General features: G+C 70.4%; 16 protein-coding genes. 3 read left to right on the top strand and 13 right to left on the bottom strand.

From position 1 onward, the window contains the following. Positions 1–2: 2 nt before the first annotated feature. The 3 genes from VGV13_19850 (at position 3) to VGV13_19840 (ending at position 2,207) form a co-directional block, all read left to right on the top strand. Positions 3–1,352: a sigma-54 dependent transcriptional regulator gene (locus VGV13_19850; protein ID HEV8643339.1), complete on the top strand. Its 1,350-nt coding sequence runs from the start codon at positions 3–5 to the stop codon at positions 1,350–1,352. A 197-nt stretch (positions 1,353–1,549) separates the two neighbouring features. Continuing rightward, positions 1,550–1,924 carry an HPF/RaiA family ribosome-associated protein gene (locus tag VGV13_19845; GenBank protein HEV8643338.1) on the top strand — a complete coding sequence of 125 codons (375 nt, stop codon included), beginning with the start codon at positions 1,550–1,552 and terminating at the stop codon, positions 1,922–1,924. Positions 1,925–1,982: 58 nt separating this feature from the next. Beyond that, on the top strand, positions 1,983–2,207 hold the full coding sequence (locus VGV13_19840) for a hypothetical protein (GenBank protein HEV8643337.1): 225 nt from the start codon (positions 1,983–1,985) through the stop codon (positions 2,205–2,207). Between the two features lie 6 nt (positions 2,208–2,213). Here VGV13_19840 and VGV13_19835 read toward each other — a convergent pair whose 3' ends face one another. The 13 genes from VGV13_19835 to VGV13_19775 all read right to left on the bottom strand — a co-directional run. Next, a complete protein-coding gene (locus tag VGV13_19835; GenBank protein ID HEV8643336.1) occupies positions 2,214–3,902 on the bottom strand; it encodes a hydantoinase B/oxoprolinase family protein in 1,689 nt (562 codons plus the stop codon). Then, on the bottom strand, positions 3,899–5,986 hold the full coding sequence (locus VGV13_19830) for a hydantoinase/oxoprolinase family protein (protein HEV8643335.1): 2,088 nt from the start codon (positions 5,984–5,986) through the stop codon (positions 3,899–3,901). Before VGV13_19830 ends, VGV13_19835 begins: the two co-directional genes overlap by 4 nt. A 40-nt stretch (positions 5,987–6,026) precedes the next feature. Then, on the bottom strand, positions 6,027–6,239 hold the full coding sequence (locus tag VGV13_19825) for an FAD-dependent oxidoreductase (protein ID HEV8643334.1): 213 nt from the start codon (positions 6,237–6,239) through the stop codon (positions 6,027–6,029). A 16-nt stretch (positions 6,240–6,255) separates the two neighbouring features. Next, complete coding sequence (locus tag VGV13_19820; GenBank protein ID HEV8643333.1) at positions 6,256–6,759, bottom strand: MOSC domain-containing protein; 504 nt, start codon at positions 6,757–6,759, stop codon at positions 6,256–6,258. Then, the gene (locus tag VGV13_19815; protein HEV8643332.1) at positions 6,756–7,736 is read right to left on the bottom strand and encodes an ornithine cyclodeaminase family protein; all 981 of its coding nucleotides are present in this window, start codon (positions 7,734–7,736) and stop codon (positions 6,756–6,758) included. The genes VGV13_19820 and VGV13_19815 overlap by 4 nt, the downstream gene beginning before the upstream one ends. 4 nt (positions 7,737–7,740) lie before the next feature. Then, on the bottom strand, positions 7,741–8,199 hold the full coding sequence (locus tag VGV13_19810; GenBank protein ID HEV8643331.1) for a MaoC/PaaZ C-terminal domain-containing protein: 459 nt from the start codon (positions 8,197–8,199) through the stop codon (positions 7,741–7,743). 91 nt (positions 8,200–8,290) lie between these two features. Further along, complete coding sequence (locus tag VGV13_19805) at positions 8,291–8,992, bottom strand: ABC transporter ATP-binding protein (GenBank protein HEV8643330.1); 702 nt, start codon at positions 8,990–8,992, stop codon at positions 8,291–8,293. Continuing rightward, on the bottom strand, positions 8,979–9,776 hold the full coding sequence (locus VGV13_19800) for an ABC transporter ATP-binding protein (protein HEV8643329.1): 798 nt from the start codon (positions 9,774–9,776) through the stop codon (positions 8,979–8,981). The genes VGV13_19805 and VGV13_19800 overlap by 14 nt, the downstream gene beginning before the upstream one ends. Further along, positions 9,773–10,963: a branched-chain amino acid ABC transporter permease gene (locus VGV13_19795; protein HEV8643328.1), complete on the bottom strand. Its 1,191-nt coding sequence runs from the start codon at positions 10,961–10,963 to the stop codon at positions 9,773–9,775. Before VGV13_19795 ends, VGV13_19800 begins: the two co-directional genes overlap by 4 nt. Further along, positions 10,960–11,931, bottom strand: a complete 972-nt coding sequence (locus tag VGV13_19790) for a branched-chain amino acid ABC transporter permease (protein ID HEV8643327.1) — start codon at positions 11,929–11,931, stop codon at positions 10,960–10,962. Before VGV13_19790 ends, VGV13_19795 begins: the two co-directional genes overlap by 4 nt. Before the next feature lie 82 nt (positions 11,932–12,013). Beyond that, positions 12,014–13,219 (bottom strand): branched-chain amino acid ABC transporter substrate-binding protein, encoded by a 1,206-nt coding sequence (locus VGV13_19785; protein ID HEV8643326.1) that lies wholly within the window; start codon positions 13,217–13,219, stop codon positions 12,014–12,016. A gap of 40 nt (positions 13,220–13,259) precedes the next feature. Then, positions 13,260–13,898, bottom strand: coding sequence for a thiamine phosphate synthase (gene thiE, locus VGV13_19780; GenBank protein ID HEV8643325.1), 639 nt, complete (start codon positions 13,896–13,898; stop codon positions 13,260–13,262). Then, a partial coding sequence (locus VGV13_19775) for an acetyl-CoA carboxylase biotin carboxylase subunit (protein ID HEV8643324.1) occupies positions 13,895–14,090 on the bottom strand: 196 nt, incomplete at its 5' end. The genes thiE and VGV13_19775, both read right to left, overlap by 4 nt.

The raw sequence follows: 14,090 nt of genomic DNA, 5'->3' as shown, positions 1-14,090 counted from the left end.
CGATGGAAGCTGCACGAGTCCTGGTCGTCGACGACGAGCCGTCAATCCTGATGCTCCTCAACGATGCTCTGACCCAGTGGGGCTACCAGGTGATTTGCGCCGGCACGGGCTCGGAAGCGCTCACCGCGCTCAAAACGCAGGTGTTCGACGCCGCCCTGACCGACGTGCGCATGCCGGACATGAGCGGCCTCGATCTCCTCCGCGAGATCAAGAAGCGAGACGAGTCGATCGAAGTCGTCATCATGACGGGTTACCCGACGATCTCGTCCGCCGTCGAAGCCCTCAAAGAGGGGGCGTACGACTACCTCTCCAAGCCGCTGATCCTGGACGAGCTGCATCACCTGATGCAGCGGCTCATGGAGCGGCGGTTCCTCCGCGGCGAGGTGCACTCGCTGCGTGTACGCCTGGGCGAGGAACTCACCGTCAACGAGCTGATCGGCAGCTCGCCGGGCATGCAGCGCGTGAAGGACGTCATCGGGAAGGTCGCGGTGACGAACTCGCCCATCCTCATCGAGGGCGAGAGCGGCACCGGCAAGGAGCTGGTGGCGGCGGCCATCCACCGGCTCTCCGCGCGCGCCAAGGGGCCGTTCATCCCGGTGAACTGCAGCGCCATCCCGCGCGATCTGCTGGAGTCGGAATTCTTCGGCCACGTGCGCGGCGCCTTCTCGGGGGCCGTCGCCGACGCGCTCGGCCTCTTTCGGGGCGCCAACGACGGAACCATCTTCCTGGACGAGATCGCCGAGCTACCGCCCGAGCTGCAGGTCAAGCTCCTGCGGGTGCTGCAGGAGATGCAGGTGCGTCCGGTGGGCTCGACCAAGGCCCATCTCGTGGACGTGCGGGTGATCGCGGCCACCAACCGCAATCTCGAGCAGGCGATGAAGGCCGGGAGCTTCCGCCAGGATCTCTACTATCGGCTGAACGTGATCCGCATCCTGCTGCCGCCACTGCGCGAGCGGCGGGACGATATCCCCGCGCTGGTGAACCACTTCCTCCGCCGCTTCAACAAACGCTTCCGACGGGAGGTGCGCGGGATCACGCCCGACGCCCTGGCCGCGCTGGGCGCCTACGATTTCCCGGGCAACGTGCGCGAGCTGGAGAATCTCATCGAGCGCGCCTTCGCCATGGGCGCGCGCGAGCAGATCACCCTCGCTGACCTGCCGACCCTGGCCGCCCATCCCTCGGTGGCGCCGTCCGCCGACAGCAGGGTCATCCCGACGCTGGCGGAGGTGGAGAAGGAGCTGATCCTACGCGCGCTGGCCCTGCACAACAACGACAAAGAAGAGGCCGCCCGCGCTCTCGGCATCTCCCGCCGCACGATCTATCGCCGCCTGAAGGAGTACGGCAAGCTCTGACCGGGCCCCTCCCCGGGCCGTCCCCCCCCGGACCTGCAATTTCGCGAAATGACAACGGACGGCGACCACCGCATTCAGTGGCACATCGTTCGCTACGCCATCGGGAGCGGCGCCACCGGAGCGCGGCCAAGACGGTCTGGATGCAGGCGCGCGCGCCGGGGGCCCGCCCAACAACCGCGATAGCGAGGCACGCGACGATGACGATCGCGATCGAGGGCGCGCAGGGCCATCCGGCACTGCGGGCACTGGTGGCGAGGAGGATGGAGTCGCTGACCGGCCGGCTGCGGACGCGGCCGATGAGCGCGCGGGTCGCGTTCACGGACGAAAACGGCCCGAAAGGCGGCGTCGACACCCGGTGCGTGCTCACGCTCGCGCTGCCCCGGCGGCCCCCGCTGAGCGTGGAGCAGGTCGCGGAATCGCACCGGCTGGCCTTCGACGGCGCTCTGGCCAGCCTCGAGCGCCGGCTCTCCCGCGAGCTGGGTCAAGCGCGGGGGCAGCGCCGGCGCCCCAAGAAGTACTACGTCGCCAGGCGACTGCTCTTGTCCAGGGTGGAACCGGGGCCCGGACAGTGATGGATCTCAAGACTCCGTTGACCGAGCTGGCCCGCTGGGAGCCGAGGGCGACACCGGTGTGGTCTTCATCGACGGAGCCAGCGCACGGCTGATCCCGTTGAATGCGGCGGGGCCCGACGACGAGGTGACGCTGGAGGGCCGGGTCGAGGGCCGGCACCGAGCCGGGGGCTGGGCGGCGCTGGCCCAGTCGCGCTACCAGCGCTACATCGAGGAGCGCTGCGACGACCTGGTGGCTCTGGGACGGTGCCCGGCGCTCGCGAGCGGGACCACGGGGCCGGCGTAACGGTATCTACGCGCGGCCGACGTAGCCTTCGAGCACGTCGCGGGCGGTCAGCTCGGGGTCGCGCTCCGACGCGGGGCCGTAGCCGCCGCCGCCCGGCAAACGGACCTCCACCAGGGCGCCGGGCGGTACGAGCTGCTCCTGCTTGGGGTTCCCGGGGCGCACGCCGTCGATCAGCACCTCGCCGAGCGCGCCCGATTCCCCGCCCAGGAGGCCCCTGGCCGGGGTCTGCGTGCGATCGCAGAGCACGGAGCAGGTGAAGGGCTCGCGCGTGCGCATGCGGAAGGCGATGGTCTGGCCGAGGCCGCCGCGATACCTTCCCGGGCCCCCGGAGCCTTCCCGGAGCTCCTTGCGCTCGACGAGCAGCGGCGCCAGGTTCTCGAGGACCTCGACGGGCGTGCCCAGGACGCCGGAGGGGAACGCGGTGGCGGAGAGGCCGTCCTTGGTGGCGCGGGCGCCGGTGCCCCCCGAGGAGAAGAAGACGTGGGTGAAGGGCCTGCCGTCCAGGTCGCGCCCCGCCACCTGGACGCCCCAGATGTTCGCCGACCCTTCGGCCATCACGCGCTCGGGCACCGCCTGGCCCAGGGCGCCGGCGACGACGTGGGGCAGGAAGTGGCCAATAACATGTCGGGCCGCCACCGAGGCCGGGTGACGCACGTTGAGGATCGAGCCCTCGGGGGCCGTGATGTGGAGCGGACGGAAGGCGCCTTCGTTGTTGGGGACGTCGGGGCTGACGATCACCTTGACGCCGTAGGTGGTGTAGGCCTCCGTGTAGTTCATGACCACGTTGATGCCGCGACGGCTGGCCGGCGATGAGCCGGCGTAGTCGATCGTGAGCTCGTCGCCCCGCACCTCGCAGCGCGCGCGGATCGTGATGGGCTCGTCGAAGCCGTCGGAGGTGATGGCGTTCTCGTAGGCGCCGGGCCGAAGCGCCCGGATTGCCTCCCGCATGGCGCGCTCGGTGCGGCCGATGATCTCGTCGGCCAGCGGCTCCAGGCGCCTGAGCCCGAACTCGGCCATGAACTCCAGGAGGCGCTCGCCGCCCACGGCGCCGCCGGCGATCTGGGCGTGGAAGTCGCCCAGCACCATCTCCGGCAGGCGCACGTTGGCCATGATCAGCCTGATGAGCGACTCGTTCGGGCGGCCGGCCTCGTACAGCTTCATGATCGGGATGAAGAGCCCTTCCTCGTAGACCTCGCGCGCCTCCGCCGAGAGCACGTGGCCGCCGATGTCGGCCGTGTGGCAGGTGGAGGCGAAGAAGGCGACGCAGTCGTCGCCTCGGAAGACGGGCGAGCAGATGGTCACGTCGTTGAGGTGGCCGGAAGTCTTCCAGGGGTCGTTGGTGATGAGCACGTCGCCCGGCCGGAGCGCGTCCAGCGGGTACTCGGCCAGGAAGTGCTTCATGGCCAGGGCCATCGAGTTGATGTGGCCGGGCGTGCCCGTGACCGCCTGCGCGACCATATAGCCCCGCCGGTCGAAGACGCCGGCGGAGAGGTCTCCGGCCTCGCGCACGATGGAGGTGAACGAAGTCCGCTGGAGCGCGGTCGCCTGCTCGTTGACGACGCCGATGAGGCGGCTCCAGCAGATCTCGAGGGTGACGCCATCGAACCCATCGAAGGGGGCCTCGACGGCCCCCTCCGAGCCTCCCCCAGGAGGGTTGCGCGGGCGGAGCCCGCGCTCGAACTTGGACGCGGTCATGGCGGGAGCTCCACCACGATCTCGAGGGCGTCGTCCACGCGGCAGCGGGCGCCCGGCCCGATGACCGCCGTGGACTCGCGCTCCTCGACGATGGCCGGCCCCCTGAACGCGGTGCCCGGCCCGAGCGCGTAGCGGTCGTACACCGGCGTGGGGACGAAGTCGGAGGCCTCGGCGAAATAGGCCGGGCGCGTCGTCTTGATGGCGCCCTTCGCCCTCGCGCCGCCGCCGCGGGCGGCCGGCGTGAGCGCGACCTTTGGCGGCGGCCCGGCGACCGTCACGCGCCAGTTCAGGGCCTCGATGAGCACCCCCTGGGGCAGGCGCTGGTAGAGCGCGCGATAGGCAGCCTCGAAGCTCGCCGTGATGGCGGGCAGGCTCGCCGGGGAGAGGGTGCTGGGCGGAATCGTCGCCTCCACCTCGTGGCCCTGACCCAGGTAGCGCATCTCCGCCACCCGGTTGACCCGGACCCGCGACGCGTCCACGCCCGCGCGCGCCAGCAGGGCTCGGCCCTCGGCTTCCATCTCGGCGAAGAGGGTGTTGATCGTCCGCCAGTTGGCCGCGTCCAGCCGCTCACGACGCGTGCGCACGAAGTCGAAGGCCGGCGGGGCCGAGAGAAGCCCGTAGGCGGACATCGCCCCGGCCCCGAACGGCAGGAGGATGCGAGGGACGCGGAGGATGCGGGCGACGTGCCAGCAGTGAACAGGGCCGGCGCCGCCGAAGGCGAAGAGCGGGTACTGGCGCAGGTCCTTGCCCCGCTCGATCCCGTGGATGCGCGCGGCTGCGGCCATGTTCTCGTTCACCACGCGGTGGATGCCCCAGGCGGCCTCGGTCAGCCCGAGGCCGAGCGGGCGCGCCACGTGCTCCTCGAGCGCGCGGCGCGCCGCCTCGCGGCTCAAGCGCATGCGGCCGCCGAGGAAGAACTCCGAGTCGAGGTAGCCGAGGAGCAGGTCGGCGTCGGTGACGGTCGGCAGGCGGCCCCCCAGGTTGTAGCAGGCCGGGCCTGGATCGGCGCCGGCACTGTCGGGGCCGACCTTGAGGAGTCCCATCCGATCCACGCGGGCGATCGAGCCGCCGCCGGCCCCGATCTCGATCAGTTCGATCACCGGCACGCGGATGGGCAGGCCCGAGCCCTTCTTGAAGCGGTCGGCGCGCGCCACCTCGAACTCGCGCGCGACCAGCGGCGCGCCATCGTCGATGACGCACGCTTTGGCCGTCGTGCCGCCCATGTCGAAGGACAGCAGTCGAAGCTCGCCCCTGTCTCTGGCGGCTTGGGCCGCGGCCAGAGCGCCGGCCGCCGGACCCGACTCGACGAGGCGGATGGGGAAGTGCTTGGCGTCGCCCGGCAGCGCGATCCCCCCGGACGACTGCATGATGTAGAGCTGGCCGGGAATTCCGAGCTCGGCCAGCCGCCGCTCGAGGTCCTCGAGGTAGCGTGCCATCAGCGGCGCGACGTAGACGTTGGCGGTCGTCGTCGACCCCCGCTCGTACTCCCTGATTTCGGGCACGACCTCGGAGGAGCACGACACCGGCAGGTGGGGGGCGATCTCCCGGACCAGCTCCGCGAGCCTCCACTCGTGAGCGGGATTGAGGTAGGCGTGGAGCAGGCAGATCGCGATGGCCTCGACGCCCTGGCCGACCAGCTCCCCGATCACGCGCCGGGCGGCGGCCTCGTCGAGGGGGCGTTGCACGGCGCCGTCGGCCAGCAGCCGCTCGGGCACCTCTCGGCGCAGGTGGCGCGGGACGAGGGGAGGCGGCGGGTCGATGAAGATGTCGTACATGTCGTACCGGCCCTCGCGCCGGATCTCGAGAGCGTCGCGGAAGCCGGCGGTGGTGAGCAGCGCGGTGCGCGCGCCCTTGCGCTCGATCAGCGCGTTGGTGGCCAGCGTCGTGCCGTGGACGACGGCCCCGACGGCCCCGGCGGCAAGGCGGGCGTCGTCGAGGAGGGCGTGGATCCCCTGCTCGACCCCGTGGGCCGGGTCCTTCGGCGTGGTGAGGACCTTGCCGACGCGCAGGGCGCCGGTGGTCTCGTCGACGACGACGAGGTCGGTGAAGGTGCCGCCGATGTCCACGCCCAGGCGGGCCAACACGAGGAAAGTCTACACCGTCAGCGCGATCGCGTGACGGCGATCAACGAAGGTACGACGACACGAACGTCCCGGCCGCAGTCGCTGTGGTGGCGAAGCGGCCAAAGCGGAACGGTGCGGCGCTGACCGGCGGCTCGGCGCCGGTGATCAGCGCCGCCATCATCTCGCCCACGGCCGGCGCCAGCTTGAAACCGTGGCCGCTCATGCCGGCGGCGATCCAGAAGCCGCCGAGCGGCGACTCGTCGAGGATCGGCATCCAGTCGGGCGTGATGTCACCTGCGGGTCGCCGCCAGGGCCGCGGAGGCTTCGCTCTCGGCCAGGAGGCGTACTGGATCGCCCCGCCGCACCGCGCCCTCCACCAGGACCCGCGCGTAGACGCGGCTCCAGCCCGGATGGCGCTTCTGCGCGACGCGCGCGTAGTCACCGTCGAGGAAGGCGGGACGGATATTGGCGCAGGGCGACGTGTACCGCGTCACCTGCAGCAGCAGCTCCTCGCCCACGCGCAGCACGGCGTCGGGGACGACCGCCGGCCAGTCGAGCCCGTGGACGGTGAGGTTCTCGCCGATGGCGCCGGGGACGATGGGGTGTCCCTCGGCCTGGAGCGCCTCGATCGCCTCCATCGCGTACATGCATACGGCGCGTTCCGGACCGCCGTGGTGCTCCACGTCGCGGTGCGCGTCGCCCTCGAGACCCAGCACCGACACCCGCGCGGACTCCACCAGGGTCTTCGGCACCCCGCCACGGGAGACGTTGATCTGGACGACCCGTCCCGTCACAGGCTGACCTCCCGGCCGACGCCCTCGGCCCTGGCGCGATTGTACGCGAGCCGGGCGGTGGCCAAATCTTCCAGCGCCCAGCCGACCGACTTGAAGACCGTGATCTCGTCGTCGCTCGTGCGGCCCGCGCGCACGCCCGTCACCACCTCGGCGAGCTCGGCAGCGATGTGGCCGCGGTCGAAGGCGCCCTCCCGCATGGGGATCAGGATGTCGCCGGCCTCCTCCAGGGCTCCCGCATAGGTGTCCACCACGACCCGGGCGCCGCTCACCGCCTGCGTATCCGCCTCGCGGTCCGTCGGCCGGAACGCGCCGACGAGATCGACGTGGGTGCCGGGCCGAAGGTCGGCGCCGAACACCACCGGGATCGGTGACGTCGTCGCACACGTTATGATGTCCGCCTCTCGGACAGCGATTCGGGGATCGGCCGCGACCTCGACCGGGATGCCGAGCCGTTCGCGCATCGTCTCGGCGAAGCGCCGCGCGCGCCCGGCCTCCCGCCCCGCGACAGCCACCCGCTCGGGTTTGCGGACGGCGGCGAGGCAGGCGAGCTGAAAGCCGGCCTGGACGCCCGCGCCGAAGCAGACCACGCGGCGGGCGTCGCGCCGGGCCAGAAGGCGCGCCGCCAGCGCCGAGGCGGCCCCCGTCCGGAGCGCCGTGAGGAAGGTTCCCTCCAGCAGGGCCAGGGGCTGGCCGGTCCCGCCGTCCATGAGGACGTAGCTCGCGTAGATCGTGGGATGGCCGCGGGCGCGGTTGCCGGCGTAGACGGTGACGAGCTTCGTGCCCAGCGCGGGGCCGGCCTCCGCCCCCATCATGGCGGGCATGAGGAGCAGCGCGCCCTCGTCGCCGACGCCGACGACGGAGCGCGCGGGCGCCGTGGCGCGGCCGGCGGCGTGGAGGCGGAAGGCCGCCTCCAGCGCGTCGATCACGTCGGGCGGCGGCAGCAGCCGCTCGAGATCGCCGCGCGAGAGGATCAGCACCGGGTCAGGTCACCTCGCGGCGCCGGATCATGCGCTGCACGCGCGATTCCAGGACGAGCTCGCCGCGCTGGTTGAGCACGCGGTGCTGGTAGGTCACGATGCCGCGGTCGGGCTTCTTCGTCTCGCGCTTTTCCACGACTTCGATCTCCACGCGGATCGTATCGCCCGCCAGCACGGGCGCCACGATGCGGATCTCGCCGCCCAGCCAGGCCATCCCGGTGCCGTGGATGAGCCCGGTCTGCATCACGAGGCCCTCCGACAGCGCGAAGGTCAGCGCCCCGGGCGCGGCCCGCCGGCCGAAGACCGACTCGCGCGCCACGTACTCCATGTCCATGAACAGGGGCTCGGTGAAGCCGCAGAGGTTCACGAAGTTCACGATGTCCGTCTCCGACACCGTGCGGCCGAGCGTCCGGTAGAGGGCCGCGATGCTCGTTTCCTCCCAGGTGAGGCCCTGTCCCAGCATGGTGGGTCCTCCAATTTGGATCATATTGGGATCATAGGCTCGCCTCGGGCGGGCGAGGCCCAGCCCGCCGAGCGCCCTGCGGCTGGCACGGCTATTGGCCGAGATAGGCGCGACGGACCTCGGGGTCTTCCGCCAGCGCCGCCGCCGTCCCGCCCAGCGCGATCGTCCCCGTTTCCAGGACGTAGCCGCGGTGGGCGATGCTGAGGGCCATGGCGGCGTTCTGCTCGACGAGGAGGATCGTCGTGCCCTGGCGGTTGATGTCGGCGATCGTCTCGAAGATCTGCTCGACCAGCACGGGCGCCAGCCCCATGCTGGGCTCGTCGAGCAGCAGCAGGCGCGGGCTGGCCATCAGCGCGCGCCCGATGGCCAGCATCTGCTGCTCGCCTCCGGACAGGGTGCCCGCCACCTGTCCCAGGCGCTCCCCCAGGCGGGGGAAGAGGGCGAACACGCGCTCGAGGTCGGCCTCGATCCCGCCATCCTGCCGATGATACGCGCCCATCATGAGGTTCTCCCGGACGCTGAGGCGGTTGAAGATGCGCCGCCCCTCGGGGACATGGGCGATCCCGCGGAGGACGATCTGGTGGGGCGGCACGCCGGTCAGCGGCGCGTCGTCGAGCGTGATCGTGCCCCGCCGGGGCGCCAGGAGCCCGGAGACGGTCTTGAGCGTGGTCGTCTTGCCGGCGCCGTTGTTGCCCAGGATCGCGACGATCTCGCCGCGCTGGACCTCGACCGCGATGCCCTTGAGGGCCTGGATCTCGCCGTAGAAGACGTGGAGGTCCTCAATCCGCAGCACGGGCGCTCCGCGTGCGGCCCCATTGCCCGCGCCCCAGATAGGCCTCGATCACCCTGGGGTCGGCCTGGACCTCGGCGGGCCGGCCCTCGGCGATCTTCTCGCCGTGATCGAGCACCGTCACGCGATCCGACACCTCCATCACCACGCGCATGTTGTGCTCGATGAGCAGGATGGCCAGGCCCAGGTCGACGACCAGCTGTCGGAGGAGCGCCATGAGCAGGGCCGCTTCGCCCTGCGTCATCCCCGCGGTCGGCTCGTCCAGGAGCAGCAGCGTGGGCTCCGAGGCCAGCGCGCGCGCGAGCTCGAGCCGTCGCTGGTCGCCGTAGGGAAGGTTGCGGGCGACCTCGTTGGCGCTCGGGCGGAGGCCGACCCGCTCGAGCAACTCGAGGGCGCGCGTCCACAGCCGCCCCTCCACCCGCGCGAAGCGCGGACCGCGCGCCAGCACGTCCCCCAGCCCGAGGGGGACGCGCGCGTGCATGCCGACTAGCACGTTCTCGGCCGCGGTCATGTTGGCGAACAGGCGAATGTTCTGGAACGTCCGGCACACGCCCAGGGCCGTGATCTGGTCGGGGCGCAGGCCGACCAGCGAGCGGTCGCCGAACGTCACCTCGCCCTCGTCGGGCAGGTAGAGCCCGGTGAAGATGTTGAAGAGCGTCGTCTTGCCGGCGCCGTTGGGGCCGATGATCGACGCGATGCCTGCCTCCAGGGCGAAATCCACGCCGTTGACGGCGGTCAGCCCGCCGAAGCGCTTGGTGATGCCGCGCGCCTCGAGCAGCGCGCTCATCCCAGCTCCCGCTGTCGGCGCCGGGCCGGCAGGATGCCCTGGGGCCGGAAGATCATCATGAGGACCAGGATCATGCCGAAGATCATCCGCTCGTACTTGGCCGGCTCGAGCTGGGTGGGCAGGTCGGCGAGGCTGTAGCCGAGGATCGTGACGCCGGCGTTCTTCAGCTCGTTGAGCCAGAGCGACAGGCCCTTGAGCACCTGGAGGTTCAGGACGGTGACCACGGTGGCGCCGAGCACGGCCCCCGGGATCGAGCCCATGCCGCCCAGAATGACCATGGCCAGGACGCCGATCGACTCCAGGAAGGTGAACGACTCCGGGTTGATGAAGACCTGCTTGGCGGAAAAGACCACGCCCATCACGCCGGCGAAGGAGGCGCCGCAGGCGAAGGCCAGGAGCTTCATGCGCACCAAAGGCACGCCCATGGCCTGCGCGGCCAGCTCGTCCTCGCGGATCGCCTCCCAGGCCCGGCCGATGTGGGAGTCCTCCAGCCGGCGATTGACGAGGATGACCACGACCACGATGAGCAGGACCAGGAAGTAGAAGTACTCGGCGTAGGGCACGCCGAAGGGCGCCGGCGGCCGCGAGATCGGCGTGATGCCCTTGGGGCCGTTGGTCAGGTTGATGGGCTTGTCGAGGTTGTTGGCCAGGACGCGGATGACCTCGCCGAACCCCAGGGTGACGATGGCCAGATAATCGCCGCGCAGGCGGAGCACCGGCAGGCCCAGGAGGACGCCGGTGAGGGCCGCCACCGCGAGCCCGACCCCCAGGAAGACGTAGAACCACCCCGGAGCCAGCGGGAAGCCGCCGCCGAAGACGACGTTGGCCTGCGGGGAGCCGAAGATCGCCCACGAGTACGCGCCCACCGCGTAAAAGGCCACGTAGCCCAGGTCCAGGAGCCCGGCCAGCCCCACCACGATGTTGAGGCCGAGGGCCAGCGCGACGAAGATGCCGACCTGGGTGGCGACCTCCAGGTAGTAGCCGTTGTAGGCGCCGATCAGCGGCATCATCACCAGGAGGGCGACCGCCAGCAGGGCCCACCGGAGCCAGCGGGGGATGGCGGCCAGGTAAATGACCAGCAGCGAGCCCTGGAAGAGGAGGAAGGCCAGCACGGACCGCGGGAAGGTCGCCACGGCGAAGCCCGAGCAGGCCAGGAGCGCCGCCACCAGGACCGACCGGGCGATCACGCGCGCTCCCGCACGACTTCGCCCAGGAGCCCTTTGGGGCGGAAGATGAGGATCAGGATCAGCACCGAAAACGCGAAGATGTCCTTGTACTCCGCGCCGAAGGCGCCACCGGTCAGCAGCGACAGGTAGGAGGCGGCGAAGGCTTCGAGCAGTCCCAGCACGAGGCCGCCGAGCATCGCGCCCGGGATGTTGCCGATCCCCCCCAGCACGGCGGCCGTGAAGGCCTTGAGGCCGGGAATGAATCCCGTGTAAGGGTTGATCAGCCCGTACTGGACCCCGAAGAGCACGCCGGCCGCGCCGCCCATGGCGCCTCCGATGAGGAACGTGAGGGAGATGATGCGGTTGACGTTGATGCCCATCAGGCTGGCCGCCGCCTGATCCTCGGCGACGGCCCGGATGGCCGTGCCGACCTTGGTCCGGTTGACGATCGCGTGCAGCGCCCAGAGCATGCCCAGCGCCGCCACGATGACGACCAGCGATTTGACGGACACATCGAGCGTGGCCGTCAGCTCGAAGCGGATGTTGAGGGCATCGATGGTCGGGTACACGAGGTTGAAGGCGTTGCGCCAGATCGACTCGATGAGCCGGATCAAGTCTTGAAGGAAGAACGAGATGCCGATGGCCGAGATGAGGGGGATCAGCCGGGGGGTGCCCCGGAGCGGGCGGTAGGCGACCCGCTCCACGGTCACGGCCAGGGCTCCGCTGACGGCCATGCCGGCGACCAGGACCAGGACGAGCAGGAACGGCCAGGGCAGGCCGTCGAGCAGGCCCGCGCTCTTGAGCCCGAGCAGGACCTCCACGCCGACGAACGCGCCCACGATGAAGATCTCGGAGTGCGCGAAGTTGATGAACTCGAGGACGCCGTACACCATTGTGTAGCCGAGCGCGATCAGGGCATACATGAACCCCAGGATGAGGCCGTCGAGGAAGACTTGCGGCAGGATGCCCAGGAGGAGCTCGTAGTCCATTCGTCAGGCACGAACCAGGGCGGGCGGAGGGAGGGCCCTCCCGCCCGCCCTGGTCGTACGTATCGCGTGAGCCTTCGACCGCTCAGATCTTCTTGGAAGCGGCGGGGGCGGCGATCGTCAGCCGCTTGACTTCCTTGTTGTCGCCCCACTTCTGCGGGTCGTCGCTCGCCACCTGCAGCACGAAGTAGAGCGCCTTCTTGGGGTCGCCCTTGCTGTCGAACTCGACCGCGCCCGTGATGCCGGTGTGCTTGACGTCGCGCACCGCCGCCGTCACCGCGTCGCGGGTCGGCACCTTGCCGCCCTTGGCCGCCGCCTCGATGGCCTTGAGCAGGATCGCGGTCGAGTCGTACGCCTGCGCCGAGAACGGCTCGGGGTTCTTGCCGAACTTCTTCTTGAACTCCTCGGCGAACTGCTTGGCCTGCGGGTAGACCGTGACCGGCCCCGCCACCGAGGTGTAGTACATGCCGACGACGGCCTTGCCCCCGATCTTGGTGAGGTCGGAGGAGTCCATGCCATCCGGCCCCATGAACTTGGCCTTCACGCCCTTCTCGCGGGTCTGCTTGAAGAAGGGAGCCGCCTGATCGTAGATGCCGCCGAAGTAGATGAGGTCGGGATTCTTGGCCTTGATGGGCGTGATGATGGGGTCGAAGTTCGACTTCTCCTCGGTGCCCTCGAAGCCCAGGACCTTGATGCCCTTCTTCTCGGCATCGGCCTTGAAGAACTCGGCCACGCCCTGGCCGTACTGGGTCTTGTCGTGGACGATGTACACCGACTTGGCCTTCAGCGTGCCCTTGGCGAACTCGGAGCCCACCACGCCCTGCACGTCGTCGCGCCCGCACACCCGGAAGACGCTCTTGTAGCCGCGGTCGGTGACGACCGGGTTGGTGTTGGCGGGCGAGACCATCGCCAGGTTGACCTCCCGGTAGACCTCCGACGCCGGGATGGCCACGCCGGAGTTCAGGTGCCCGATCACGCCCAGGATGTCCTTGTCGGCGATGATGTTCCTGGCGTTGGACACCCCGACATCGGGCTTGGCCTGGTCGTCGAAGGGCACCAGCTCGACCTTGAAGCCCATCTTGTCGAGGTTTCCCTTGAATTTCTCGAGGGCGAGCTGGGTGCCGAGCTTGATGCCTTCGCCCAGGGCGGCCTGACCGCCGCTCAGCGGGCTCTGGGTGGCGATCTTGATGGTGCCTTTGCCCTGGGCGCGGACGTCTGTGCCGGCGGACGCGAGGACGACGGTCAACGCGAGGCAGACAATCGCGATCGATCGCATCGTGCGGGTGCTCATCCTGTTCCCTCCTGCCTGAGGTGGGAGATCGGTGGCGCCATTATATCTGCGTCTTGCGGACATCGTCGATCACGCGGAGGAAGTCGCGGGTCACCGCGGCGGGGTCGGGGGCGGCGCAGACCGCCGAGATCACGGCGACGCCGTCGGCGCCGGCCCGGATCACCTCGCCCGCGTTCTGGGGGGTGATGCCGCCGATGCCGACCAGCGGTATGCGGATCTCCGCGCGAACGGCGCGGACCAGCGCAGGGCCGACCAGTTCGAAGTCGGGCTTCGTCTGGGTCGGGAACATGGCCCCGACCGCGACGTAATCGGCGCCGTCGGCCTGCGCCCGCCGCGCCTGCTCGACGCTGTGGGTCGACACGCCGAGGATCATCCCCGGACGGAGCAGCGGGCGCGCCGGGCGAGGCGGCAGATCGTCCTGGCCGAGGTGAACGCCGTCGGCCTCGAGGACCGCGGCGAGGTCGACGCGATCGTTCATCACGAAGGTCACTCCGGCCTGGCGGCAGCGGGCCCGGAGCCGCTCGGCCAGCGGGAGGAGCTGGCCCGACGGCCACGTCTTCTCGCGGAGCTGGACCATCTTCGCCCCGCCCGCGATGACGGCGTCGAGGACCTCCACGAGGTCGCGCCCGGCCGCCGCGACGCGGTCGAGGATGACGTAGAGCCGGGGATCCATGGTCATCGCGGGAACCGCCCTTCGAGGAACGCGGGATCGGCGAGCGTCTTGAGGTGGTAGGGGATCGTCGTCCGCACGCCCTCGATGACGGTCTCGCCGAGCGCCCGGCGCATGCGTTCGATCGCTTCTCCGCGGTCGCGCCCGTGCACGATCACCTTGGCGATCAGGGCGTCGTAGAAGGGCGGCACGCTGTACGGC

The organism is Candidatus Methylomirabilota bacterium (genome assembly GCA_036001065.1).
Taxonomy (GTDB): Bacteria; Methylomirabilota; Methylomirabilia; order Rokubacteriales; family CSP1-6; genus MNEF01.
Note: the sequence above shows the minus strand (reverse complement) of the source record. Positions and strands in the feature narration are given on the sequence as shown.

What these genes read in the sequence shown, in the direction of transcription:
- VGV13_19790 (HEV8643327.1), bottom strand. Translation starts at nt 11,931, where the DNA reads ATGGACTACGAGCTCCTCCTGGGCATCCTGCCGCAAGTCTTCCTCGAC.
- VGV13_19825 (HEV8643334.1), bottom strand. Translation starts at nt 6,239, where the DNA reads ATGCCGATCCTCGACGAGTCGCCGCTCGGCGGCTTCTGGATCGCCGCC.
- VGV13_19835 (HEV8643336.1), bottom strand. Translation starts at nt 3,902, where the DNA reads ATGACCGCGTCCAAGTTCGAGCGCGGGCTCCGCCCGCGCAACCCTCCT.
- thiE (HEV8643325.1), bottom strand. Translation starts at nt 13,898, where the DNA reads ATGACCATGGATCCCCGGCTCTACGTCATCCTCGACCGCGTCGCGGCG.
- VGV13_19850 (HEV8643339.1), top strand. Translation starts at nt 3, where the DNA reads ATGGAAGCTGCACGAGTCCTGGTCGTCGACGACGAGCCGTCAATCCTG.
- VGV13_19800 (HEV8643329.1), bottom strand. Translation starts at nt 9,776, where the DNA reads ATGAGCGCGCTGCTCGAGGCGCGCGGCATCACCAAGCGCTTCGGCGGG.
- VGV13_19785 (HEV8643326.1), bottom strand. Translation starts at nt 13,219, where the DNA reads ATGAGCACCCGCACGATGCGATCGATCGCGATTGTCTGCCTCGCGTTG.
- VGV13_19845 (HEV8643338.1), top strand. Translation starts at nt 1,550, where the DNA reads ATGACGATCGCGATCGAGGGCGCGCAGGGCCATCCGGCACTGCGGGCA.
- VGV13_19810 (HEV8643331.1), bottom strand. Translation starts at nt 8,199, where the DNA reads ATGCTGGGACAGGGCCTCACCTGGGAGGAAACGAGCATCGCGGCCCTC.